The sequence below is a fragment of the Streptomyces scopuliridis RB72 genome (assembly GCF_000718095.1).
Classification (GTDB): Bacteria; Actinomycetota; Actinomycetes; order Streptomycetales; family Streptomycetaceae; genus Streptomyces; species Streptomyces scopuliridis.
In genome coordinates this window covers 26819-46069 of sequence record NZ_JOEI01000029.1, presented here as the reverse complement: position 1 = coordinate 46069, position 19251 = coordinate 26819, and the positions used below count along the sequence as shown (strand labels likewise).

The window sequence follows — 19251 nt, the reverse complement described above, 5'->3', positions numbered from 1 at the left end:
TGACCGGAGGCAAACCCCTGCCAGACGGCGGCTGAAGTTCAACGCCCTGCTCACGAACGCGGTGATCTTCCACAACGCCCTGGACATCGCGGAGATCGTCCGCCGGCTCCTGGAGGAGGGCTGGGAGATCGGCCCGGAGGCCTGGCCCACATCTCGCCGTACCTGACCGAGCACATCAAACGGTTCGGCGAGTACTCCACCCACGAACTCGGGATCCGGCCCGAGGCGTACGACCCCAAACTCGATGTCGACTTCACCCAGCTCCGCGACCAGGACCTGCGAGCCGAGGGCTTCGGCACGGCGGCCTGACCGCCCTCTTCGAGAAAGCCACGGACCACCATGCCCCACCCCGCACCGACGACCCGCCTGCGCCTCTACAGCGCGCCGCGTACGTACGTCGACGAGACCGGAGTCGGCCACGACGTTCTCCGCCTCTACGCCACCGGGCACACGCGCACCGGCACGCCGATGACCGGCCGAGGACTGCCACGACCTCGGTGACGGCGCCTACATCAATACCGGCCTGATCGTCCCGCACCACCAACGGTCCGGACGGGCGCTGTTGAAGGGCGAGGCAGAGGACAACGCCGCCCACCGCAAGGTCCGCGCCCGGGTGGAGCATGTGGTCGGCCGGATGAAGAGCCACAAGAACCTCTGCGACTGCCGACAATTGATCACCCCAGCCGCAGAGTCCGGCATGCTGGTTACTGGAGTCGGCAGCGTTGGCCTGTTCGCCAGTTCGCGGTGGCGGCGGCAATGACGGTGCCCAGCCTGTCCCGGGCGCTCACCAGATCGCCGATCCGGCTGTCGATGCGATCCTGTTCTGCCGAAAGCCGGTCGAGCAGCTCTGGCGTGGCCTCGCCGTTCACGACGCACGGCAGCAGTTCCGCGATCGACTTGCTGGGCAGCCCGGCGGCGTACAACTGCTGGATCAGCTGGACACGGTCCACCGCGCTGTCCGGGTACTGCCGCTGGCCGCTGGGGCTGCGTTGTGAGGTGAGCAGGTTCTGTTCCTCGTAGTAGCGCAGCGCCCGAACGCTGACGCCTGTCCTGGTGGCGAGTTCGCCGATGCGCATCATGTCTCTCCGATGTGAGCCGGACCACACTTCTTGCCTCTGACGTCAGCGTCAGGTTTTAGCGTATCTCGCGACGGCTCACCCCTCCGCCTCGGCGAAGGAGGAGACCGTGACCAGCTTGTTCGACAGCATTCCCATCGGAAACGCGAAGGAAGATCCGCCCATGACTGCATCAGATGTGACGGCCACGGACGTGGCCGTCCCCGTCCCCGTCCCCATCGTCTCGGTGAAGCCGCTAGTGCTGGAAGTGCCGGGCCGCGGCGAGGGCCTGCGGGTGAGGATTTCCGCGCCGGCAACCGGGAGCGAACTGCCGGTCATCGTCTTCTCGCACGGTTTCGGGTCGTCGTTGAACGGCTACGGTCCTCTGGCCGACTTCTGGGCTGCTCACGGTTTCGTGGTGATTCAGCCCACCCATCTCGACTCCAGGACCGTGGGTCTTCCCCAGGACGATCCCCGCACACCGCGGATCTGGCGTTTCCGCGTCCAGGACGTGAAGCGCATCCTTGACCAGCTTGATCTGCTGGAGGCCGCCGTTCCCGGTCTCAGCGGGCGCGTGGACCGGAGCCGCATCGCCGCGGCCGGACACTCCTTCGGCGGCCAGACGGCGGGCAATCTGCTGGGCCTGCGCGTCCTCGATCCGGTGAGCAGGAACACGGAAGACCTGTCCGACTCGCGGATCAAGGCGGGCGTGCTGCTTGCTACGGCCGGCAGGGGCGGAGACGACCTGACCCCCTTCGCGGCCGAAAACCTTCCGTGGTTGAAGGGACCGGACTTCGCCCACATGACCACGCCGACCCTCGTGGTCGCGGGGGACAAGGACGACATGCGGATGTCTGTCAGAGGGCCGGAGTGGCTCGCCGACCCGTACCACCTGAGCCCGGGGCGCAAGAGCCTGCTCACTCTGTTCGGAGCGGAGCATTCCCTCGGCGGAATCGCCGGCTACGAAGTCCGGGAGACGACGGACGAGAACCCCGAGCGCGTGGCCCTGATCCAACGGGTCACCTGGGCCTACCTTCGCCACGCACTCGGCATCGAGGACGCCGGCTGGACCGCTGCGCGGCAGGCTTTGTCGGAGAGCGTCGCCCCCATGGGGCGGATCGAATCCAAGTGACGTTCTGAGAAGCGAACCACCTGAGGGGCGGTCGCCACCCGCAGACGGTCCGCAGGTGGCCGGCTCGGGCCGAGACGACGGGATCGGCTGGTCCGGTGCCGGGTGGCACCCAGCTCGGCCAAGTACAGGCGGCCGTCCCCGAACGCCCGCACCCACGCGTCGAGCTGCCGGATCAGTCGTCGCACGAGGGCTCCTTCGGCTCGGGTCCTGCGTACAGGGCAGACCTTCACGGGCCGGCCGGCCACCGGTCGGCGCGTGCTGCGCCATGAGGGTCGCCGGTCAGTCGACCTCGCTCACCCCCCGCACCTCAGCCGCCGGTGCCGGCGTCACCTCAGGGCGCCTTCCTCGACGTCCCAGCACCCGTTCGACGACCACGGCGGAGAGGCAGAGAAGCGCCGCGAGCACGGAGAAGACGGGGAAGATCGCGGTGTCGCTCCAGACGGTCGCGCCGACGCCCACGAGGAGTGTGGGCGTGATGAGCGCGCCGTACGCGAGCAGGTAGAACATGGACATGACAGCCCCGCGCCGCTCGGCGGGGATGTGTGCGGTCAGGTGACGCAGGGAGCCGCCGAAGGCGAGCCCGTAGGCGCCGCCCTGGAGTGCGACGGTGACGATGATGACGACGGCGTTGCCGGTCGCGAAGCCGCCAATCCCGGCCAGCATGAGCACGGCGAGCGCCGTGTCACCGACGAGTGCGACCGTGCGGGCCGGGTAGCGAGCACTGACGACCTGTGCGAAGGCGGCGGAGAGGGTCACGGCCGCGATGACGACGCCGCCGAAGAATGCCCCGTCGACGTGCGCGGCGTGGGAGGCGATCGAGGGTTCCAGCGAGAAACAGACCCCGAGCACGGCCCAGGCGGCACCGGCGCCGATCACGGCGAAGACGAAGCGCCCACGGATCTCCTTGGGCACCTGCGGACGCGGGATCCCCAGCGGCGCGGCACCGGCCGAGGGGTGCGGCTCACGCATCACCAAAAGGAGGATGAACAGGACGAGGGCGATGAGCGCGTCGGCGAGATACGGCAGGAGCAGGGGGTGGAAGCCGGTCTGGGCGAGGGTCGCGGTGCCGAGCGCGGCGACGGCGATGCCGACGTTGAACGCGATGGCGGTGAGCGTCCCGCTCCGCGCCGCCCGCTCCGGGCTCACGTCCAGCAGGGCGGCCCCGCCGACGACGACGATCGCGCCGATCCCCACACCGTTGAGCATCCGCGCCGCGACGAGATACCCGGGCCCCGCGGCGAAGATGAAGGCGGCGAGCCCGGCGAGCAGCAGCAGGACGGCGACGAGGAGCACGGGCCGGCGGCCGTACCGGTCGGACAGGGCCCCGGAGACAAGGATCGCGATGACCGCCACGGCCCCGTACGCGGCGAAGATGACGGTGGTCAGGAAGGGCGGGTAGTCCCACTTCTCGGCGTACAGGGAGTAGAGCGGTGAAGGGATGGCGGAGGTCGCCTGCCCGAGCATGAGGAGGACGAGGAGGACCGCGTAGCTCCATGGCTGGGGGCGGCGGCCCGGGGTGAGTATCCGCACGAGGGCTCCTGGTAAGTTTGATCTGGATCGTACTTCGAGAGGTTAGGGAGAAGTATGATGCTCGTCAAACTTGGAGTTGTCTGATGCCGCCCTGGGAGACCCCACCGGACCAGTTGCCACCCGTCGCCGCCGTCCAGAAACTGCTGCGTGCCCTCGCCGACCCCGTACGCCTGGAAATGGTCCGCCGCCTGGCGGCGCATCCCGCCGCCGAAGCCCCCTGCTCGGATCTCTACGAGGGCCTGAACAAATCCACCGCGACCCACCACTTCAAGATCCTGGTGGAGGCGGGCATCCTCCACCCGGTCATGGTCGGCCCCTCCCGCGGCCACCGCCTGCGCCGCACCGCCCTCCAGGAGGCGGTACCGGGCCTGCTGGACGCGCTGACGGAAGCTTTGGCGCGAGAGGGTCGATGACCCCTGCGGCGGGAACCGGCCTTGGGGACCAGCGGAACAGCCAGTAACGCCAAGCACTTGATCTTGGGCTTCCAGCACAGGTGATCGGTCTCGTGCGGGGGTTCGGGGAAGGTCCTCGATCACTGGTAGGGGGTGGCTACGGTCCGCCGCATGCCGGTGGACCGCCTTCGCCACGCCGGTCTCGGCATCGACCGTTTCCTCAACGAGGGCCGCATCCTCACCACCGTTCTCGGCAACGCGGTCGCCACCGTCTTCATCGCCAAATGGGAGGGCGAGTTCGACCTCGAACGCGCCAAGGCCGTACCCGACGGAAAGGACGTCGGCCCGGTCCCCGACCCCGACGTCCCCGCGCTTGCGGCGATGACGACCGACGACTCCGAAGCCGCACCAGCCGTAGCGGGGCACTGATATGACGCCCTCCCCGCTCTCGCGCCGATAACGCAGCGAGCGTGCGTGCCAGGCGTCGCGAGCCAGACGGGATTTGTCAGACAGGGCCCAGCCGCACCACCTCCGACTCGGGCAAGGTCCCGACGCCCGCGTGCGATCCGTCTTCGAACCGGCGTGGACGGCGCACGCCGGGGTGGACGCGCCGTGGCAACGATCCGTTCGGACTCCGCGCGCCCTACCGATGGCCACGGGCCGCGGCAATGATGAGCAGACCGCAAGTGATCCAGACGCCTCCGCACACCCGCCCTTGACAGGTGGACATGCGGTGGAAGGAGCCCACGTTGTTGCTTCTCATCTCCCCGGACAGCGTCGAGGAGGCCCTCGACTGCGCGAAGGCGGCGGAGTACCTCGACATCGTCGATGTCAAGAAGCCCGACGAGGGCTCGCTCGGCGCGAACTACCCATGGGTCATCAGGGAGATCCGCGAAGCCGTCCCGGCGGACAAGCCGGTGTCCGCCACCGTGGGAGACGTACCGTACAAGCCCGGTACGGTGGCCCAGGCGGCGCTCGGCGCGGCTGTCTCCGGAGCCACGTACATCAAGGTCGGCCTCTACGGATGCACGACGCCCGAACAGGCCATCGATGTCATGCGAGGGGTCGTCCGGGCGGTGAAGGACTATCGGCCGGACGCTTTCGTTGTCGCCTCGGGCTACGCCGACGCCCACCGGATCGGCTGCGTCAACCCGCTCGCACTGCCCGACATCGCGCTCCGCTCCGGCTCCGACGCGGCCATGCTCGACACCGCGATCAAGGACGGGACACGGCTGTTCGACCACGTTCCGCCGGACGTCTGCGCGGAGTTCGTCCGGCTGGCCCACGAGGCCGGTCTGCTCGCCGCCCTCGCGGGCAGCGTCAAGGAGGGAGACCTCGGCGAGCTGACCCGTATCGGCACGGACATCGTGGGGGTGCGCGGGGCGGTCTGCGAGGGGGGTGACCGCACCACAGGAAGGATTCAGCCGCGGCAGGTGGCCGCCTTCCGGGCAGAGATGGACCGGCACGCCCGGGAGTACGCGGCCGCCGTCGCCGCGAGCTGACCGCCGGCATGCCGACACGTCAGCCCCGCCGCGCGCCCGGGATCAGCGGCAGGTGTTTCGCCGTCCTCGATCCGGCAACGGGCGAGGCCTTCGACGACGCTCCCGACCAGCAGCCGGACGAGCTGGACGCCGTCGTCGACCGGGCTCACGAGGCCTGGCGCGGCTGGCGTGCCGACCGCGTCGCCCGCGCCACCGCGTTGCTCGCGGCAGCCGACGCCGTGGAGGCGGCCGGCGCCGAGCTCGCTCCGCTGCTCACCCGTGAACAGGGCAAACCCCTGGCCGAGTCGTACGCGGAGATCGCCCGCACGGCGGCCCGCCTGCGCTACTTCGCAGAGCTGGAGCCCGGGTCCCGGCCGATCACCGACGGCCGGCCGGTACGCAGCGAGGTCCGCTGGCGACCGCTCGGACCCGTCGCCGCGATCGTCCCGTGGAACTTTCCCCTCCAGCTCGCGTCGGCGAAGTTCGCGCCCGCGCTCGCCGCGGGCAACACGATGGTGCTCAAGCCTTCCCCGTTCACACCCCTCGCCACACGGTTGCTGGGGTCTGTCCTCGCCACCGCCCTCCCCGAGGGCGTACTGACGATCGTCACCGGTCGCGAACCTCTCGGCGCCCGCCTCGCGTCCCATCCAGGGATACGCCATGTGACCTTCACCGGTTCGATTCCCACCGGACGGGCCGTCGCGGCGGGCGCGGCGGCCTCGCTCTCCCGGGTCACCCTGGAGCTGGGCGGTAACGACGCCGCCGTCCTGCTGGAGGACGTGGACGTGGAGCGGATCGCGGACCGGCTGTTCTGGGCGGCCTTTCGCAACTGCGGGCAGGTCTGCATGGCGGTCAAGCGCGTCTACGCTCCGGTCCGGCTCTACTCCCAGGTGGTCGAGGCCCTCGCGCAGCGTGCGAAGAGCGCCGTCGTCGGCCCCGGGCTCGACCCGGACTCGCGGCTGGGTCCGGTCAGCAACGCCCCCCAACTGGCCCGGGTCGAGCGTTACACGGCGCAGGCCCTGGCAGACGGCGCCCGAGCCGTGACCGGTGGCCACCGGCTGGACCGACCGGGCTACTTCTTCGCCCCGACGATCCTGGCCGATGTCCCACCCGACAGCCCGGTGGTGACGGAGGAGCAATTCGGTCCGGTCCTGCCGGTGCTGCCGTACGGGAGCCTCGACGAAGCGATCGAGGCGGCCAACGACACCGGCTTCGGGCTGGGCGGCTCGGTCTGGGGGACCGACCTCGACCGGGCCGAGGCGGTGGCCGACCGGCTGGAGTGCGGGACGGCATGGATCAACCACCATGCCGAACTGTCCCTCGCCCAGCCTTTCGCGGGCATCAAGGAGAGCGGTGTCGGCGTCGCGGGCGGACCGTGGGGGCTCTACGGGAACCTCAGACCGTTTGTCGTGCACCGTCCGGAGGAGGCGCGGCCATGAGGTTCGGCGCGGCGGTACTGCGCTCGTACGAGAGCCGATTCGCCGTCGAGGAGGTGATCCTGGCCGCGGGGCCGGCCGACGGTGAGATCCTGGTCAGGATCGCGGGCTGCGGGATGTGCCGGACCGATCTCGCGGTCCGGCGTTCGGCGGGCCGCTCACCGCTGCCGGCGGTGCTCGGCCACGAGGGGGCCGGGGTCGTGGTGGAGACGGGCGGCCCGGATACCGGCCTGAGCGTCGGTGACCATGTCGTGCTGAGCTTCGACTCCTGCGGACACTGCCGGAACTGCATGGGGGCGGCTCCCGCCTACTGTGACTCCTTCGCCTCGCTCAACCTCTTCGGGGGGCGCGGGGAGAACGCGGCGCGGTTCACCGACGCGGCCGGGGGTGAACTGGCCCCCCGGTGGTTCGGCCAGTCCTCGTTCGCCGAGTACGCGATGGTCCTGGCCCGCAACGCCGTCCGGGTCGACCCCGCACTGCCCATCGAACTGCTCGGACCGCTCGGCTGCGGTTTCCTCACCGGAGCCGGAGCGGTGGTGAACTCCTTCGGCGTCGGCCCCGGCGACACCATCGCCGTGTTCGGCGCGGGAGCGGTGGGTCTGGCCGCGGTGATGGCCGCCACCGCCGCCGGGGCGGTGACCGTGGCCGTCGACCGGCACCCCGAACGCCTGGCGCTCGCCGAGCGGTTCCGCGCGATTCCGTTGCACGCCGCCTCGGCCGGCCTGTCCGACCGCATCCGGCGACTGACCGACGGCGGCGCGCGGTACGCGCTGGACACCACGGGCTCCGCCCAGCTGATCAACGACGCACTGCGGGCCCTGCGCCCGACCGGGCACCTCGGTCTGGTGGCACGGCTCCACACCGCGCTGCCGCTCGAACCGGGAGCGCTGGACCGGGGCCGGCGGATCTCCCACATCTGCGAGGGGGACGCGGTGCCGGGACTGCTGATTCCGAGGCTGACCGGACTGTGGCAGGCCGGGCGGTTTCCCTTCGACCAGCTGATCCGTACGTACCCGCTCGCGGACATCAACGAGGCCGAACGCGACTGCGACGCGGGCCGCGTGGTCAAACCCATCCTCGTCCCGGAGGGGAGGAACCGATGATCGAGGCTTTCCACGCCGCTGCCCTGTCTGATCGACTCCGCTCGACCGCCATCCGACGACCGGCCACGGACACCGCACGGCGTGGCCGGTCCTCCCGCGACGCTCGTCCGGTGCGTCCCGTCGGGGGAGAGGCACAGGCCCCCGACGGGGGGTGTTACGACCGGGACTTGTTCGCGAACACCCACCGGTTGCCCGCCAGCGCGTCGTTCTGTTCGGGCAGCGGGCCGCGTCCGTGCCGACGGGTGAAGTCGAAGGGGGTGTGGACCGATGTGGACCAGCCCTTACCCGCCAGATCACCCGCGGAGTCGGGCCGCGGCTCTCTGTCGAACAGGTTGAGCAGGTCGATGCCGATCTGGTGTTTCGTCGAGGTGTAGAGCGGACTGTCGCGGTATTCCAGCAAGTCCTTCTCCAGCTTGACCTCGAAGGCCAGAGCGCTGCCCTCTGTGCTCAACCGGTCCACTGAGTCGATGAGGTTGGTCTCGGCGGCGTTGGGCAGGTAGAACAGCAACCCCTCGGCCAGCCATACGCTCGGTGCGGCCGTGTCGAAACCGGCGTCGGTCAGCGCTCCGACCCAGTCGGCGCGCAGATCGATCGGGATCGGTACGCGCGCCGCCTTCGGCGTGGCCGACAGCCCGCCGAGCACCTCGTGCTTGAACGCCAGCACGCCTTCCCTGTCGATCTCGAAGACCACGCAGCCGGGAGGCCAGTCGAGTCGGAACGCCCGCGAGTCCAACCCCGCCCCGAGCAGGACCACTTGGCGGGCGCCCGTGCCCACCGACCGGAGGAGGAAGTCGTCGAGGACTCTCGTCCGCAGACCGAAATAGCGCGCGAACCTCCCCCACAGCGGGTTCGCGTCCCCGTCCGGAGCCTGCTGTACGCGGACCGGCCAGCCCGCGGACGCCGGTGCGGCGAGCACGAAGTGCTCCGCGTAGATGTCCCGTGCCAGGCTGTCACGGCGGTGGGTCTCGATCGCCCGTGCCGCGGCGACCATGAGAGCGGTCAGACCGACACCTCCTTCCACGCCTTCCACACCGGTGTTCCGATGCGCTGTGCCGACCATGTGTCCTCCCTTGGGGCGAGTTGCGACCACGAACAGTGAGGGGAATGTGAGGAATACGAGAGATGGGTCCGCCGTGAACACACGAGCCGGTTCCGGCCGAGTGCGGTTTCGTGCCGACGACCCTGGTCGTCACCTAGATCCGCGTGATTAGCCATCGCATTCCCGACCTGAATCCGAACCCGGACATCGCGCAGCGTCCTCACTATCCAGCCGACGATCGTCCCCCGCCCGGAAATCCGACACCGTTCACCTGAACAGGTGAATATCGCTCATGTGACCTCATGGATCAGTCCGACCCCGAATGCGCCTGATTCCGCTGCGAGTCGGTCTGTCGAAGCGTCAGGGGCCCTGCTGCGAAGCCCGGTTGGGCCCTGCGGAGGGAACCGATGGGGGCCGACGGCGCGTCACACGTAAGGGTGATCAACGGACTTTCGCATTGCGAGTGGGGACGGGGGTTGTTGCGTCGTGGGGTACACGATTCCTGAGGGCGTCGACACGATGCTCGATGTCGTCGGTGTGGGCTGACCGAACGTGGACGAGGACGCGTACCGCGACATGGCGGACTCGTTGCGGGAGTTCGCGGACGACGCGGACGACGACGCGGGGACCGCGTACGGGCACATACAGAAACTGCTCTCCAGCGGGCAGAGCGAGTCGCTGACCGCCCTGGACAAGCACTGGTCGAAGGTGCAGGGCAAGCACAAGGACCTGGCCAGGGCGGCCCGTCTGGTGGCCGGTGCGCTCGACCGGGTCGCCGACATCATCGTCGCCCGCAAGATCGCCGCAGTGGGCGAACTGGCGGACCTGTGCGCCACGGTGGGCATCACGCTGGCGTTCGCACCGGTGACGGCCGGCCTGTCGACGCTGCTGGCCGGCGCCAAGATCGCCGCAACCCGGATCGCGTTCAAGCGGATCCTGAAGGAGATGGCGGAGGCGGCCGTCTCGGAGATCGTCGCCACGCTCACGGAGCCCGCGGTTGCCGCGATCGAGAACACCGTCGCCGACCTGGCGATCCAGACCGCGCTGAACATCGCCGGTGTTCAGGACGGTTACAGTGCGGTGACCGTCACCCGGTTCAACAGCCTCGGCCAGACCGTCGCCGAGACCGACGCCCGCGGTCATACCGTGCTGTTCACCTGGGACCGCTACGACAATCCGCTCTCCCGCACCGACGAACTCGGCAACACCGCCGAGTTCGGCTACGACGAGCGTGGCGACCTGATCACGATGCTCCTGCCCGACGGGCGCCGCGCGTCGGCCGCCTACGACGAGCGGCATCTGCCCGTAGCGGTCACGGGCCCGGACGGGTCCGTCTGACGGCAGACCTTCGACGACCGAGGGAACCGGCTGTCGGTGACGGCCCCGGACGGAACGTCAACCAGCTACGCCTACGACACGACGGGCGCCCCGGCCACGGTGACCTTCTCCAACGGCGTGACGGAGCGGCGGGTCAACGATCCCGCAGGACTCACCCTGTCGGCCACGGATTCCCAGGGCGCCACGTACACCCTCACCCGGGACGCCTTCGGGCGGCCCCACGAGTCGGCCGACGCGGCCGGTTCCGTCACCCGGCTGGAGTGGACGCCGGACGGCCGGCTGTCCCGGCGCACGGCCCCGATGGACGAGGAGGGGGACCCGATCTACTTCGACTACGCCCTCGTCACCTCGGTGGACTTCCGGGGGCCGCGCGGAGACTGACTACGGCGGCCGTCGACCGGGGGATGCACTACCCCACGCCGGGCCCCACGCACCGCCGGCTCGGCCTGATGTGTCTCGGCGTGGGCCACCAGGACGGCCGGCTGACGAACGCCGAGCCCGCGGTACGCGCCATAAGCCGGGTGGCCCAGGCGTGCCGGGGGGGATCACGGGTCCCGTGTTGCTCACCTCCAGACAACCGGCGCCGGTGCGGACGGTGACACTGCCGCCCGGATGGTTGTGACGAATCGCGTTGCTCACCAGGTTGTGCGCCAGCCGTTCGAGCAGAACGGGGTCGCCCGTGGTCCGCAGGGGCCGGAGATCGAGGTGCGGTGTCACGTCATGGTCGGCCGCTTCGGGGCCGGCCGCCAGGACCACGGCGTGCGCGACCTCGTGCAGGTCGACCGGCTCCTGGCGTCGCATGCCCTGCTCGGACGCGGCGAGGAGCAGCAGGCCCTCGATCAGATGTCCCTGGTGCTCGGACGTCTCGATGAGCTTGGTACGGATCCGCGCTACCCGCCGGGCATCCGGGTTGCCCGCGAGACCTGTCTCGGCGGCGGCCCGCTGGAGGGCCAGGGGGGTGCGCAGCTCGTGTGCGGCATTGGCGGCGAACCTCTGCTGGGCGTTGACGAGTTGCTGTATGCGGTCGAGCATCTCGTCGAAGGTGTCGGCGAGTACCTTCAGCTCGCCGGGAGGCGCGCGCAGGGCGATGCGCTCGTGGAGGTTCGTGGCGGAGAGAAGCCGCGCGGTTTCGGTGACATGGCGTACCGGACGCGGCACGCGGCCGGCCATCCACCAGGCGGCGGCGACCGCCGCGGCGGCGACCGATCAGAGATCACCTGACAGACTCTCAAGGTGCCCTCTAGCCAACGCGCGTAGACATCAGCATCATGGGGTTGCTTCGAGCGCACGACCTTCTCCTGAATTTGTCATGTACGCGTCAATCTGAACTGAGAGAGGCGGCACGATGGCTTGCGGATCGACCAGCCTGTGGGCTGGTGAAACGAGCTGGTTCTGTTGCGGATCCTCGTGGGGGCCGTGCGGCAGCGCCGGCGGCGGTGCCTGCGGCAACTGCCGGTCAAGCGCCAACCACGGCGCCTGGCCCAACGCGTCACAGGCATGTTGGGACATCACCCGGCCCGACCTGTGCGGCGAGAACATACCCAGACGCGGCTGCGGTGCCGTGATGAACGTCAGACACCAGTGTTCCGGCGCCACGGTATGCATCACGATCACCGACTGCGGACCGCGTACCAAGGAATGGTGCGGCGAGGCCGCCTGCTGCAACGGCGCCTGCCGCACCAACCGCGTCCTGGATCTGACCCCGGCCGCCTTCTCGGCGATCGGCAACCTCAGCTCCGGCAAGCTGCCGGTCTACATCTACGAGTGAGAAGGGACGCGGACATGACCTCTCGTCAGGAGGACCGCCGCGGCCTGGGCCGCCGTCGCTTCCTCACCACCGCCGCCCTCAGCGGCGCCACGATCATCGGCGCGACCGCGCTCGGCGGCATCGACGCCGACGCCGCCTTCGCCGCCGAGCCGTCACTCGACCCCGCCATCGCGAAGTCCTCCTTCGTGGAGGGCCGGATCACCGGCATCACCGGCAGCATCCTGGAGGTCGCCGGCTCCTACGGTGACCACGCGCGTGTCCAGATGACCAACGCCACCAGTGTGTGGAAGGTCCGCGCCACCTCCGCCGCGGCGATCGAGATCGGTGACGGGCTCTACGCCCGCGGTGTACCGATGCCCGATGGCACCATAGCCGCCGACGCCGTGTGGGTGAACATCGTGAACCTCGACACCCAGATCCGCGGCATCGCGAAGAACCGGCTCCACCTCGCCCACGGTCAGCACGAAGTCGTCGGCAACGTCCTTCCGGCCACCACCAACGCCTCGTACGCGGGCCGCGCGCTCACGTCCGACCTGTCCCAGTTGCGCATCGGGCAGAGTGCCCAGGTCCTCGGGGCCTGGCGGCCGTCCGACAACTCCGTGGATGTCGTCCGTATCTCGGTCGGGCACTGACAGCGGGATCGAGGAGGAAGACGGAGAGATGCTCTCACTGACAACGGGCCTCGCCCCGCTGGTCCTTGCCGGTCTGCTGGGCTGGACCGGCGCGGTCAAGCTGTTCAGCCGCGGCACCGTGCTCGGGGCACCGAAGACGGCGCTGGCCCGCATGTTGAGCAGCAGCGAGCGAGCGGCGCTGGTGCTGCGCGGCGTCGGCGCCGGAGAACTGCTCATCGCCGCGGGGCTGCTGGCCGTACCTGCCAACCCGCTGCCGGGGGCGGCCGCCGCCCTCCTCGGCGCGGGTTTTCTCGGCTATCTCGGCTACGGGCGGGCGCTCGCCCCGGAGTCCTCGTGCGGCTGCTCGGCGAACGAGGACACGCCGATCACCTGGCGCGCGTTCGCACGCGCCGCGGTGGTGCTGGTGAGCGGTGTGGCGGCGGCCGTGGCGCACGGCAGCTGGTGGTCCACGGTCTCCGGGCGGCCCGCCGGGTCGCTTGGATTCCTGGCCGCCGCCGCGGTCGTACTGATAGCGCTCTCGGCCGATCTCGACCGGTGGTGGCTGCTGCCGCTGCGTCGGGCGAGGCTGCGTGTCTTCGGGCATCCGCTCTTCGGCACCGGGGCGGGAGACCGGGTGCCGGTCGCCGCGAGCGTCGAACTGCTGGAGAACTCCCTTGCCTGGCAGGCCGCTTCCCCTGTGGTCCGGTCGGCTCTGCTGGACCACTGGGAGGAGGACGGCTGGCGCATTCTCCTGTTCTCGGGTGTGTACGAGACAGCGGAGGGGGCCTGGCCGGTCTCCGTGGTGTTCGCACTCGACGCCACGTCCAGCCGCGACACCCCCGGCGACCCCGTCGTCCGCGTCAGTTTCCTTGACGCGGACAGCGGGGAGCCGGTGGGAGCGGAGCTGCTGAGCACGGTGCCGTCGCGGAAGGCGCTGCCGCTGGCGAGCTGACACTGCCCGCGGAGCGGTCAGGGAGCGGGTCCGGGGGCGTCACGTACGCTCCCGGATCCGTCCCATGTCCGCTCAGGCTTGAGTGCTTCAGTGGCGATGCCGTCGATGAGCCGGCGTGCTCCCTGGCTCAGCAGCGTGACGGCCACGGATGTGCCGGTACGGGCGGCCGATCCCCTTCCTGTCCGGCCCTGATCAGGCGGGCAGCCCCCACCGGAGGGCCGGTTCGTTGGGTGTGACGGGGCGGATGGTGAGATCCGGGGCGTCGCCGGCCGCGGTGATGAGCGCCGCTTCACCCTTGCGGAGGGGGATGCGGATCTCGCCTTCGCCGGTCTGTTCGAACCTCATGGGCCGTCCCAGGCCATCCCGGACTTCGATGGCTCCCACTATGCCGTGGCGTACGAGGCACGTGGCGCCGGCCTCGCTGGTGAGCCGCACCCAGCGGGTCGCGCCCTTCTCCCGTACCGCGCTGAGCAGGAAGGCACCCTGAGTACGGAAGTCGTGCACGACCAGATCGCGCCAGACGGCGGGCAGGGCCGGGAACACCCTGATCGTGCCGCCCCAGGACTGGCACACCATGTCGTGCAGCGACTGGGCGGCGGACAGCGGGGTCTCGATGACCGGGCCCGACTCCTTGTACATGGTGTTGGGCTGGATGAAGCGTGTCATCAGTTGACCGAGATAGCTGAGCGCGTCGTCGCCCTTGCCGAGGAGCGCCGACATGGAGGCCGCACCGGTGAATGTGTAGCCCTGGAGGGCTCCTTCGAAGCCGACCCAGTGGGCGAGCGACTTCTCGATCAGCGCGCGCTCGTCCGCTGTCCGGCCCGTGACCTCGTACAGCGGATAGACGGCGAGCAGGTGCGAGTAGTGGCGGTGTGACTTGGCGAAGGGGACCCCGGCTCCGATCATGTAACCGTTGCCGTCCACCGGGTACGGCGTGAGCTTGGCCAGCACCTCGCGCCAGCGGTTCGCCAACGGGTCCCGCTTGCCCAGCAGTTCGGCTGAGTCGAGGAGGGTACGGCAACCCCAGCGCAGCAGCATCAGGTCGTAGTTGCAGTCGGCCGCGTTGACCCCGTACTCGGGGGAGAAGGTCGCCGGGAGATGCAGTTTGCCGTCGGTGCCGGGGGTCAGGAAATGCAGGTAGTAGTTGACGGCCTTGCGCAGCAGCGGGAAGAGGACATCGCGCAGGATGGCCTCGTCCATGGTGTGCCGGTAGCTGAGCCAGACGTTGTGCAGTGCCCAGGTGAGGTTGCCGACCTCGGGGGTGGGTGAGTCCTGGCCGGGGATGCCGACGCCGTAGCCCAGATCTCCCGACGTGGCGCCACCGTTGACGAGCTGCGGGTCGGTGGTGCGCGGAATACCGTACGAGTCCCCACGATAGGGAGCGGCGATCTCCGCACCCAGCTGATCCCGGAATTCACTCAACGCACGTGTGACGGCGTCGAGTTCGAGATGGTTGGAGCCGTGGATCAGCCAGTACTCAAGCTGGACGTTGAGGTTCCACCAGGTGTTGGGCCAGGGCGTCGGCTCCAGCCACGGCCCGGAAGTCGCCATCACCGGCGCGTCCTTGCGGGCGGCCGCGGCGACCTTGTAGAGCTGGATCCAGTAGAAGCGCTGCAACCGGGCGTCGGGCAGCGACAGGAAGCCCTTCCGGTAGTAGCGCTGCCACCACGCGCGGTGGGGGAGCGCGTGCACGTCGTACGGCACCGCCCGAGCTGTCCGCACGGCGCGCAGCGCACGGTCACGGGCGGTGGTCGCCGGATGGGAGTGCGCGACCGTCGCATAGAGGGTGCGCCTGCCGTGGCGAGCCACTTCCTGCCAGGCGGTGACATGCCGGCCGCCCGCGAGCAGCGGCTGTACGGCGGCGGTCACGTCTCCGTGTTGCTCGATCGTGGCCGGTGGATTGGCCACGTATCCCGGGGGGAGGGGTTTGGACGCGGCACGCGGGCTGATCGCCACGGCCGGGTGGAAGACCCAGCGAAAGCCGCGCTCTCCCTCGCTCGGCGTGACCTCGACGGCGAGCAGGTCGGTCGAGGAGTGTACGAAAGCGCGCAGCGTCAGGGAGCCCGCGGTGGTGGTGAGGGTGCCGGTCAGCTCGACGTCGCGCAGCCGCAGCCGCCAGTCGACGCCGGTGATGGTACCGACGGGCTCCAGCGTGAAGTAACCGATCGGCAGCCGGGCAAGGCCGAAGAGCGAACCGAACTCGGGCCGGTGATCCTGGACTTCGGAATGCTGGACATTGAAGCGGACCGCGTTCCCGCCCGGTTCGGCGTAGATGCCGGAGCCGAGGAAGCCGTTGCCGAGGAACGGGCCTTCGTACCAGGTCTTCGGCATCCGCTGCCATACCGGGTCGGCGTCGTCGAGCACGGTGCGCCAGATGTCCGGGGATACGTGTGGTTCCACCGGCGCGGTCCGTGGTGATCCGGATTCCCTGGCGGGCGAAACAGCCTGGGCCGACGCGGACTTGCCGCCTCCCACGACCAGCGCGCCGCCCAGCGCGGTGCCTGTAGCGAGCAGGGCCCTTCTCGACGGATCTGGTGCAGTGGCCATGATGCCTCCCGGCGCCTCATACGAAGATGGCGTGATTGATCCGAGCTGTCCCGTTGGAAGAAGGTGTGGCCCGCGTGCGTCCGGGCCGTCGACGACGCCGATCCTCCGCCTCGCGACGGCACGCACGGCGGTGACATCAGCCGCTCCGCGGCGGGCGCAGGCCCCGCCCCGCGGGCGTGACGGCGCTGGTTCCGCGACACGCCTCAGCGGTCGCAGCTGGTACGGCCCTGATACCAGTGGCACGCCACCGCGGCGAAGCCGCCGTTCGCGACCACCGGCACGGAGAGCTTCGTATCACCGCGCAGCACCCTGCCCTTGCGCACCAGGCCACCGGGGCCGTCGGTGACCGTCTCCACCAGCCACTTGCCGTGGCCGAAGCGCAGCGGGACCTCGGCGGTGCGGGCTGCCCCGGCGAAGATGCCGCCGATGAACCAGCGTTCGGCGTCGCGCCGGGCCAGGGCCGCGCCTTTGCCCGGGTCACCCGCCAGTAGTTTCGTCTCGTCCCAGGCCGCCGGGATCTGTTCCAGGAAGCGCCGGGCCTCGGGGCGTTCGTCGTACGACTCCGGCGTGCCCGCAAGGTTCTGGATGCCGGACTCGTAGAGCACGGAAAGCCCCAACTCGCCAGCGTCAGAAGCCGCGTTGGGACGCTCCGCACGCTGGAAGGCACCCGGTGTGTAGTCCATCCCACCGATGACATTGCGGGTGAAGGGGAGCGTCGCCAGGTGCTCCGGGGTATTGGTCTTCTTCTCCTCGCCGTTGACGCCCTCCATCGTCATGACCTGCGGCCACGTGCGGTGGACACCCTTGGGGATCGTCGAGCCGTGGAAGTTGACGAGGAGGTGGTGTTCCGCGGTCCCGGCCAGGATCGTGTCGTACCAGCGGAAGGTCTCCTGCGCCTCGGAGTCCATAAAGTCGATCTTCACGCCCTTGACGCCCCACTCCTCCAGCGTCGGCAGCCACCGCTCCCGCTCCTCGGGAGTGTCGAGGTCACGGTGGTGGATCCAGACCTGGATGCCGACGCCACGCTCACGGCCGTACCGCACAAGCTCCGGCATCCAACTGTTCGTCTGCCAGTCGGGATCGGTGACGTCCCACTGGTCCGGGTCGAAGTACCAGCCCGCGTCGACCACGGTGTACGGCCAGCCGCGCTGAGCCGCGTAGTCCACGTACGCCTTCTGCTTCTCCAGGCTCTGCCCGGCCGGCCTGCCCCCCGCGAGCCAGGTCCACAGCGCGGGAGCCGGCTTGATCCAGGAGGTGTCACGAACCTTCGAGGCGGGGGCGAGGTCGTCGACGAACGTGGACTCGGTGACGGTCGCCAGATCGCCGGTGATCACAGCACGCCAGGGGGTGGTGAGCGCCCCGTCGACCTGCACCTGCTCGTCCCAGAGCTTGACACGGTAGGTGACCGACCCCGCGTCGTGCACGAGGCGCGCGCCCGAGTAGGTCCCGGTGAGGTCGGACTCCGCGACCAGCGCGTAGCTGTCACCGGCCTTGAACAGCGCCTGCATCATGTACTCGCCGGCGGGGGCGCCGGCCGCGTCGTACTGGGCGAACAGATTCTCGTTGTCCCTCCGGTACTTGCCGAGCCAGGCCGCCGAGCCCGCGGGCAGGGTGAACGCGGAGGTCTCGCCGACCACATCGCCGGTGTCGGCGGGCAGGACATAGCGGTAGGCGACGCCGTCGCCGGAGACCCGCACGAGCAGATCGAGCCTGGCGCCGTCCGCGGTGCCGAAGCGGAAGCGCGCCTCAGTCATCCGGGCATGGCGGGTGCGGTCCTTGCCGACGGTGGTGCGGTACGACTCGGAGACCTTACGGTCGCTGCGCCCGAGAAGGCGCAGCCCGGTGGAGAGGTCGGCTCTTTCCGTGACGATTCCGAGGGGAGAGGGCTCGATGACGGTCTGCCCGTCGTGGGTCACCTCCAGCGATGGGCTGCCGTTGGAGGGATCGAGTCTCAGTACGGCGCCAGGGCCGTGCCCGGCATGCGCGGACGGGGCGGAGACCTTCCAGACGGCAGGCTCGGCGCCGGCCGGCAGCGCGGCGACCAGCACTGCCGCAAGCGCGAGACACAGCGTCAACACGGTTATGCGGATACGGACATGGACCGCCATGCGGAGCCACCCCTTCTCCAGTCATCGGATGAATCGGAGCGTGGCGGAGATTTGAGGGCCTGTCAATGAACCTGACAAGCAATTCATCGGGTGGCTGGATGGTTCAGCCTGACCACATGTCACATGAGCCCGACTGGGACCGCTCATTCCTTCAACCGGTCAATCCCTCACCACCCGACGGCCGCAGGGAGCCGAGACGCAGCGGCTCCGCGGTCGCCAGGAGCCGGCGGAGTTCAACACGCGCGCGCGACGCCGGAAGGCACCGCGCGCCACGCGGTGCCTTCCGGCGGATCCGATCGGATCAGGCGCTGAGCAGGAGCCAGCCCCCGAGGCCGCCGCACATGCTCGCGTTGCAGGCGTCGGTACGGTAGCCGGCCGGAATGGGCACGCCGGGACAGATGTACACGCCGACGCGGGCCAGTTGCTGGAACCACACGCCGATGTTGCCGCAGCCGGTGCTTATGTGGCCGGTGAGCACGTAACCGGTGGGGATCGGCGAGCCCGCACAGACCCACTGGCCGTCGCGGGCCAGCTCCAGGAACCAGGTGTCGATGTTGCTGTTGCAGCCATTGGCACTGTGGAGGGTGATCACGTAGCCGGCGGGGATCGGCGAGGTGGCGCAGACCCAGATCCTGTCCTGCACGGGCTGCATGTACCAGGCGCCGGCACCGTTGCACCCGTTCGCCGCGCGGCTGGTGATCACGTAACCCGATGGTATGGGCGTGCCGGGGCAGACCCACCCGGGGGACGCCTCAGTGG

General features: G+C 69.7%; 19 protein-coding genes and 1 pseudogene. 13 read left to right on the top strand and 7 right to left on the bottom strand.

Going from position 1 to position 19251, the window contains the following annotated elements; all coding sequences use genetic code 11:
- The first annotated feature begins 339 nt into the window (after nucleotides 1–339).
- Together IF11_RS41085 and IF11_RS42445 are read left to right on the top strand one after the other, a co-directional pair.
- Complete coding sequence (locus IF11_RS41085) at nucleotides 340–501, top strand: hypothetical protein (protein WP_157848460.1); 162 nt, start codon at nucleotides 340–342, stop codon at nucleotides 499–501.
- Nucleotides 494–670: pseudogene (locus IF11_RS42445) on the top strand (transposase family protein); the annotation flags it as partial. The gene IF11_RS41085 and the pseudogene IF11_RS42445, both read left to right, overlap by 8 nt.
- A 34-nt stretch (nucleotides 671–704) precedes the next feature.
- On the opposite strand, the gene IF11_RS0129460 reads toward IF11_RS42445, so the two are convergent.
- On the bottom strand, nucleotides 705–1076 hold the full coding sequence (locus IF11_RS0129460) for a MerR family transcriptional regulator (RefSeq protein WP_030354805.1): 372 nt from the start codon (nucleotides 1074–1076) through the stop codon (nucleotides 705–707).
- Between the two features lie 163 nt (nucleotides 1077–1239).
- Between IF11_RS0129460 and IF11_RS0129450 the strand changes: the two genes are divergently transcribed.
- Nucleotides 1240–2187 carry an alpha/beta hydrolase family protein gene (locus IF11_RS0129450; protein ID WP_030354804.1) on the top strand — a complete coding sequence of 316 codons (948 nt, stop codon included), beginning with the start codon at nucleotides 1240–1242 and terminating at the stop codon, nucleotides 2185–2187.
- Between the two features lie 279 nt (nucleotides 2188–2466).
- Here IF11_RS0129450 and IF11_RS0129445 read toward each other — a convergent pair whose 3' ends face one another.
- Nucleotides 2467–3717 (bottom strand): MFS transporter, encoded by a 1251-nt coding sequence (locus IF11_RS0129445; RefSeq protein ID WP_030354803.1) that lies wholly within the window; start codon nucleotides 3715–3717, stop codon nucleotides 2467–2469.
- Nucleotides 3718–3800: 83 nt separating this feature from the next.
- On the opposite strand from IF11_RS0129445, the gene IF11_RS0129440 reads away from it, so the two are divergent.
- The 5 genes from IF11_RS0129440 (at nucleotide 3801) to IF11_RS0129420 (ending at nucleotide 8129) form a co-directional block, all read left to right on the top strand.
- Nucleotides 3801–4130 carry an ArsR/SmtB family transcription factor gene (locus tag IF11_RS0129440; protein ID WP_030354802.1) on the top strand — a complete coding sequence of 110 codons (330 nt, stop codon included), beginning with the start codon at nucleotides 3801–3803 and terminating at the stop codon, nucleotides 4128–4130.
- A gap of 150 nt (nucleotides 4131–4280) precedes the next feature.
- A complete protein-coding gene (locus tag IF11_RS0129435) occupies nucleotides 4281–4538 on the top strand; it encodes a hypothetical protein (protein WP_030354801.1) in 258 nt (85 codons plus the stop codon).
- A gap of 320 nt (nucleotides 4539–4858) precedes the next feature.
- Nucleotides 4859–5611 (top strand): (5-formylfuran-3-yl)methyl phosphate synthase, encoded by a 753-nt coding sequence (locus IF11_RS0129430; RefSeq protein WP_030354800.1) that lies wholly within the window; start codon nucleotides 4859–4861, stop codon nucleotides 5609–5611.
- 8 nt (nucleotides 5612–5619) lie between these two features.
- A complete protein-coding gene (locus IF11_RS0129425; RefSeq protein ID WP_030354799.1) occupies nucleotides 5620–7029 on the top strand; it encodes an aldehyde dehydrogenase family protein in 1410 nt (469 codons plus the stop codon).
- Complete coding sequence (locus IF11_RS0129420) at nucleotides 7026–8129, top strand: NAD(P)-dependent alcohol dehydrogenase (protein WP_030354798.1); 1104 nt, start codon at nucleotides 7026–7028, stop codon at nucleotides 8127–8129. Before IF11_RS0129425 ends, IF11_RS0129420 begins: the two co-directional genes overlap by 4 nt.
- 154 nt (nucleotides 8130–8283) lie before the next feature.
- On the opposite strand, the gene IF11_RS0129415 is transcribed toward IF11_RS0129420, so the two are convergent.
- Nucleotides 8284–9189, bottom strand: a complete 906-nt coding sequence (locus IF11_RS0129415) for a class I SAM-dependent methyltransferase (RefSeq protein WP_030354797.1) — start codon at nucleotides 9187–9189, stop codon at nucleotides 8284–8286.
- A gap of 531 nt (nucleotides 9190–9720) precedes the next feature.
- On the opposite strand from IF11_RS0129415, the gene IF11_RS42800 reads away from it, so the two are divergent.
- Both IF11_RS42800 and IF11_RS0129405 read left to right on the top strand, forming a co-directional pair.
- Complete coding sequence (locus IF11_RS42800) at nucleotides 9721–10506, top strand: RHS repeat protein (RefSeq protein WP_030354796.1); 786 nt, start codon at nucleotides 9721–9723, stop codon at nucleotides 10504–10506.
- 36 nt (nucleotides 10507–10542) lie between these two features.
- Nucleotides 10543–10887, top strand: coding sequence for a hypothetical protein (locus IF11_RS0129405; RefSeq protein ID WP_030354795.1), 345 nt, complete (start codon nucleotides 10543–10545; stop codon nucleotides 10885–10887).
- Here IF11_RS0129405 and IF11_RS39550 read toward each other — a convergent pair whose 3' ends face one another.
- Nucleotides 10888–11676 (bottom strand): histidine kinase dimerization/phospho-acceptor domain-containing protein, encoded by a 789-nt coding sequence (locus IF11_RS39550; protein WP_078490986.1) that lies wholly within the window; start codon nucleotides 11674–11676, stop codon nucleotides 10888–10890.
- A gap of 394 nt (nucleotides 11677–12070) precedes the next feature.
- On the opposite strand from IF11_RS39550, the gene IF11_RS43030 reads away from it, so the two are divergent.
- From IF11_RS43030 to IF11_RS0129385, 3 genes are read left to right on the top strand one after another with little or no spacing between them, the layout of a single operon-like run.
- Complete coding sequence (locus IF11_RS43030) at nucleotides 12071–12274, top strand: RlpA-like double-psi beta-barrel domain-containing protein (RefSeq protein WP_326613926.1); 204 nt, start codon at nucleotides 12071–12073, stop codon at nucleotides 12272–12274.
- A gap of 14 nt (nucleotides 12275–12288) precedes the next feature.
- Nucleotides 12289–12906, top strand: coding sequence for a hypothetical protein (locus tag IF11_RS0129390; RefSeq protein WP_030354792.1), 618 nt, complete (start codon nucleotides 12289–12291; stop codon nucleotides 12904–12906).
- A 28-nt stretch (nucleotides 12907–12934) separates the two neighbouring features.
- Nucleotides 12935–13837, top strand: coding sequence for a MauE/DoxX family redox-associated membrane protein (locus IF11_RS0129385; RefSeq protein WP_030354791.1), 903 nt, complete (start codon nucleotides 12935–12937; stop codon nucleotides 13835–13837).
- 192 nt (nucleotides 13838–14029) lie between these two features.
- Here IF11_RS0129385 and IF11_RS0129380 read toward each other — a convergent pair whose 3' ends face one another.
- The 3 genes from IF11_RS0129380 to IF11_RS0129365 form a co-directional block, all read right to left on the bottom strand.
- A complete protein-coding gene (locus IF11_RS0129380; RefSeq protein ID WP_030354790.1) occupies nucleotides 14030–16384 on the bottom strand; it encodes a glycosyl hydrolase family 95 catalytic domain-containing protein in 2355 nt (784 codons plus the stop codon).
- 203 nt (nucleotides 16385–16587) lie between these two features.
- Nucleotides 16588–18492 carry a glycoside hydrolase family 97 protein gene (locus IF11_RS0129375; RefSeq protein WP_030354789.1) on the bottom strand — a complete coding sequence of 635 codons (1905 nt, stop codon included), beginning with the start codon at nucleotides 18490–18492 and terminating at the stop codon, nucleotides 16588–16590.
- Nucleotides 18493–18793: 301 nt separating this feature from the next.
- Nucleotides 18794–19195, bottom strand: a complete 402-nt coding sequence (locus IF11_RS0129365; protein WP_157848459.1) for a hypothetical protein — start codon at nucleotides 19193–19195, stop codon at nucleotides 18794–18796.
- Nucleotides 19196–19251 lie beyond the last annotated feature (56 nt).

Excerpts from the sequence above, each read along its gene's own strand:
- IF11_RS41085 (WP_157848460.1), top strand. The coding sequence starts at position 340 with ATGCCCCACCCCGCACCGACGACCCGCCTGCGCCTCTACAGCGCGCCG.
- IF11_RS0129460 (WP_030354805.1), bottom strand. The coding sequence starts at position 1,076 with ATGCGCATCGGCGAACTCGCCACCAGGACAGGCGTCAGCGTTCGGGCG.
- IF11_RS0129450 (WP_030354804.1), top strand. The coding sequence starts at position 1,240 with ATGACTGCATCAGATGTGACGGCCACGGACGTGGCCGTCCCCGTCCCC.
- IF11_RS0129440 (WP_030354802.1), top strand. The coding sequence starts at position 3,801 with ATGCCGCCCTGGGAGACCCCACCGGACCAGTTGCCACCCGTCGCCGCC.
- IF11_RS0129435 (WP_030354801.1), top strand. The coding sequence starts at position 4,281 with ATGCCGGTGGACCGCCTTCGCCACGCCGGTCTCGGCATCGACCGTTTC.
- IF11_RS0129425 (WP_030354799.1), top strand. The coding sequence starts at position 5,620 with ATGCCGACACGTCAGCCCCGCCGCGCGCCCGGGATCAGCGGCAGGTGT.
- IF11_RS0129420 (WP_030354798.1), top strand. The coding sequence starts at position 7,026 with ATGAGGTTCGGCGCGGCGGTACTGCGCTCGTACGAGAGCCGATTCGCC.
- IF11_RS0129415 (WP_030354797.1), bottom strand. The coding sequence starts at position 9,189 with ATGGTCGGCACAGCGCATCGGAACACCGGTGTGGAAGGCGTGGAAGGA.
- IF11_RS39550 (WP_078490986.1), bottom strand. The coding sequence starts at position 11,676 with ATGGCCGGCCGCGTGCCGCGTCCGGTACGCCATGTCACCGAAACCGCG.
- IF11_RS43030 (WP_326613926.1), top strand. The coding sequence starts at position 12,071 with ATGAACGTCAGACACCAGTGTTCCGGCGCCACGGTATGCATCACGATC.
- IF11_RS0129390 (WP_030354792.1), top strand. The coding sequence starts at position 12,289 with ATGACCTCTCGTCAGGAGGACCGCCGCGGCCTGGGCCGCCGTCGCTTC.
- IF11_RS0129385 (WP_030354791.1), top strand. The coding sequence starts at position 12,935 with ATGCTCTCACTGACAACGGGCCTCGCCCCGCTGGTCCTTGCCGGTCTG.
- IF11_RS0129380 (WP_030354790.1), bottom strand. The coding sequence starts at position 16,384 with ATGGCCACTGCACCAGATCCGTCGAGAAGGGCCCTGCTCGCTACAGGC.
- IF11_RS0129375 (WP_030354789.1), bottom strand. The coding sequence starts at position 18,492 with ATGGCGGTCCATGTCCGTATCCGCATAACCGTGTTGACGCTGTGTCTC.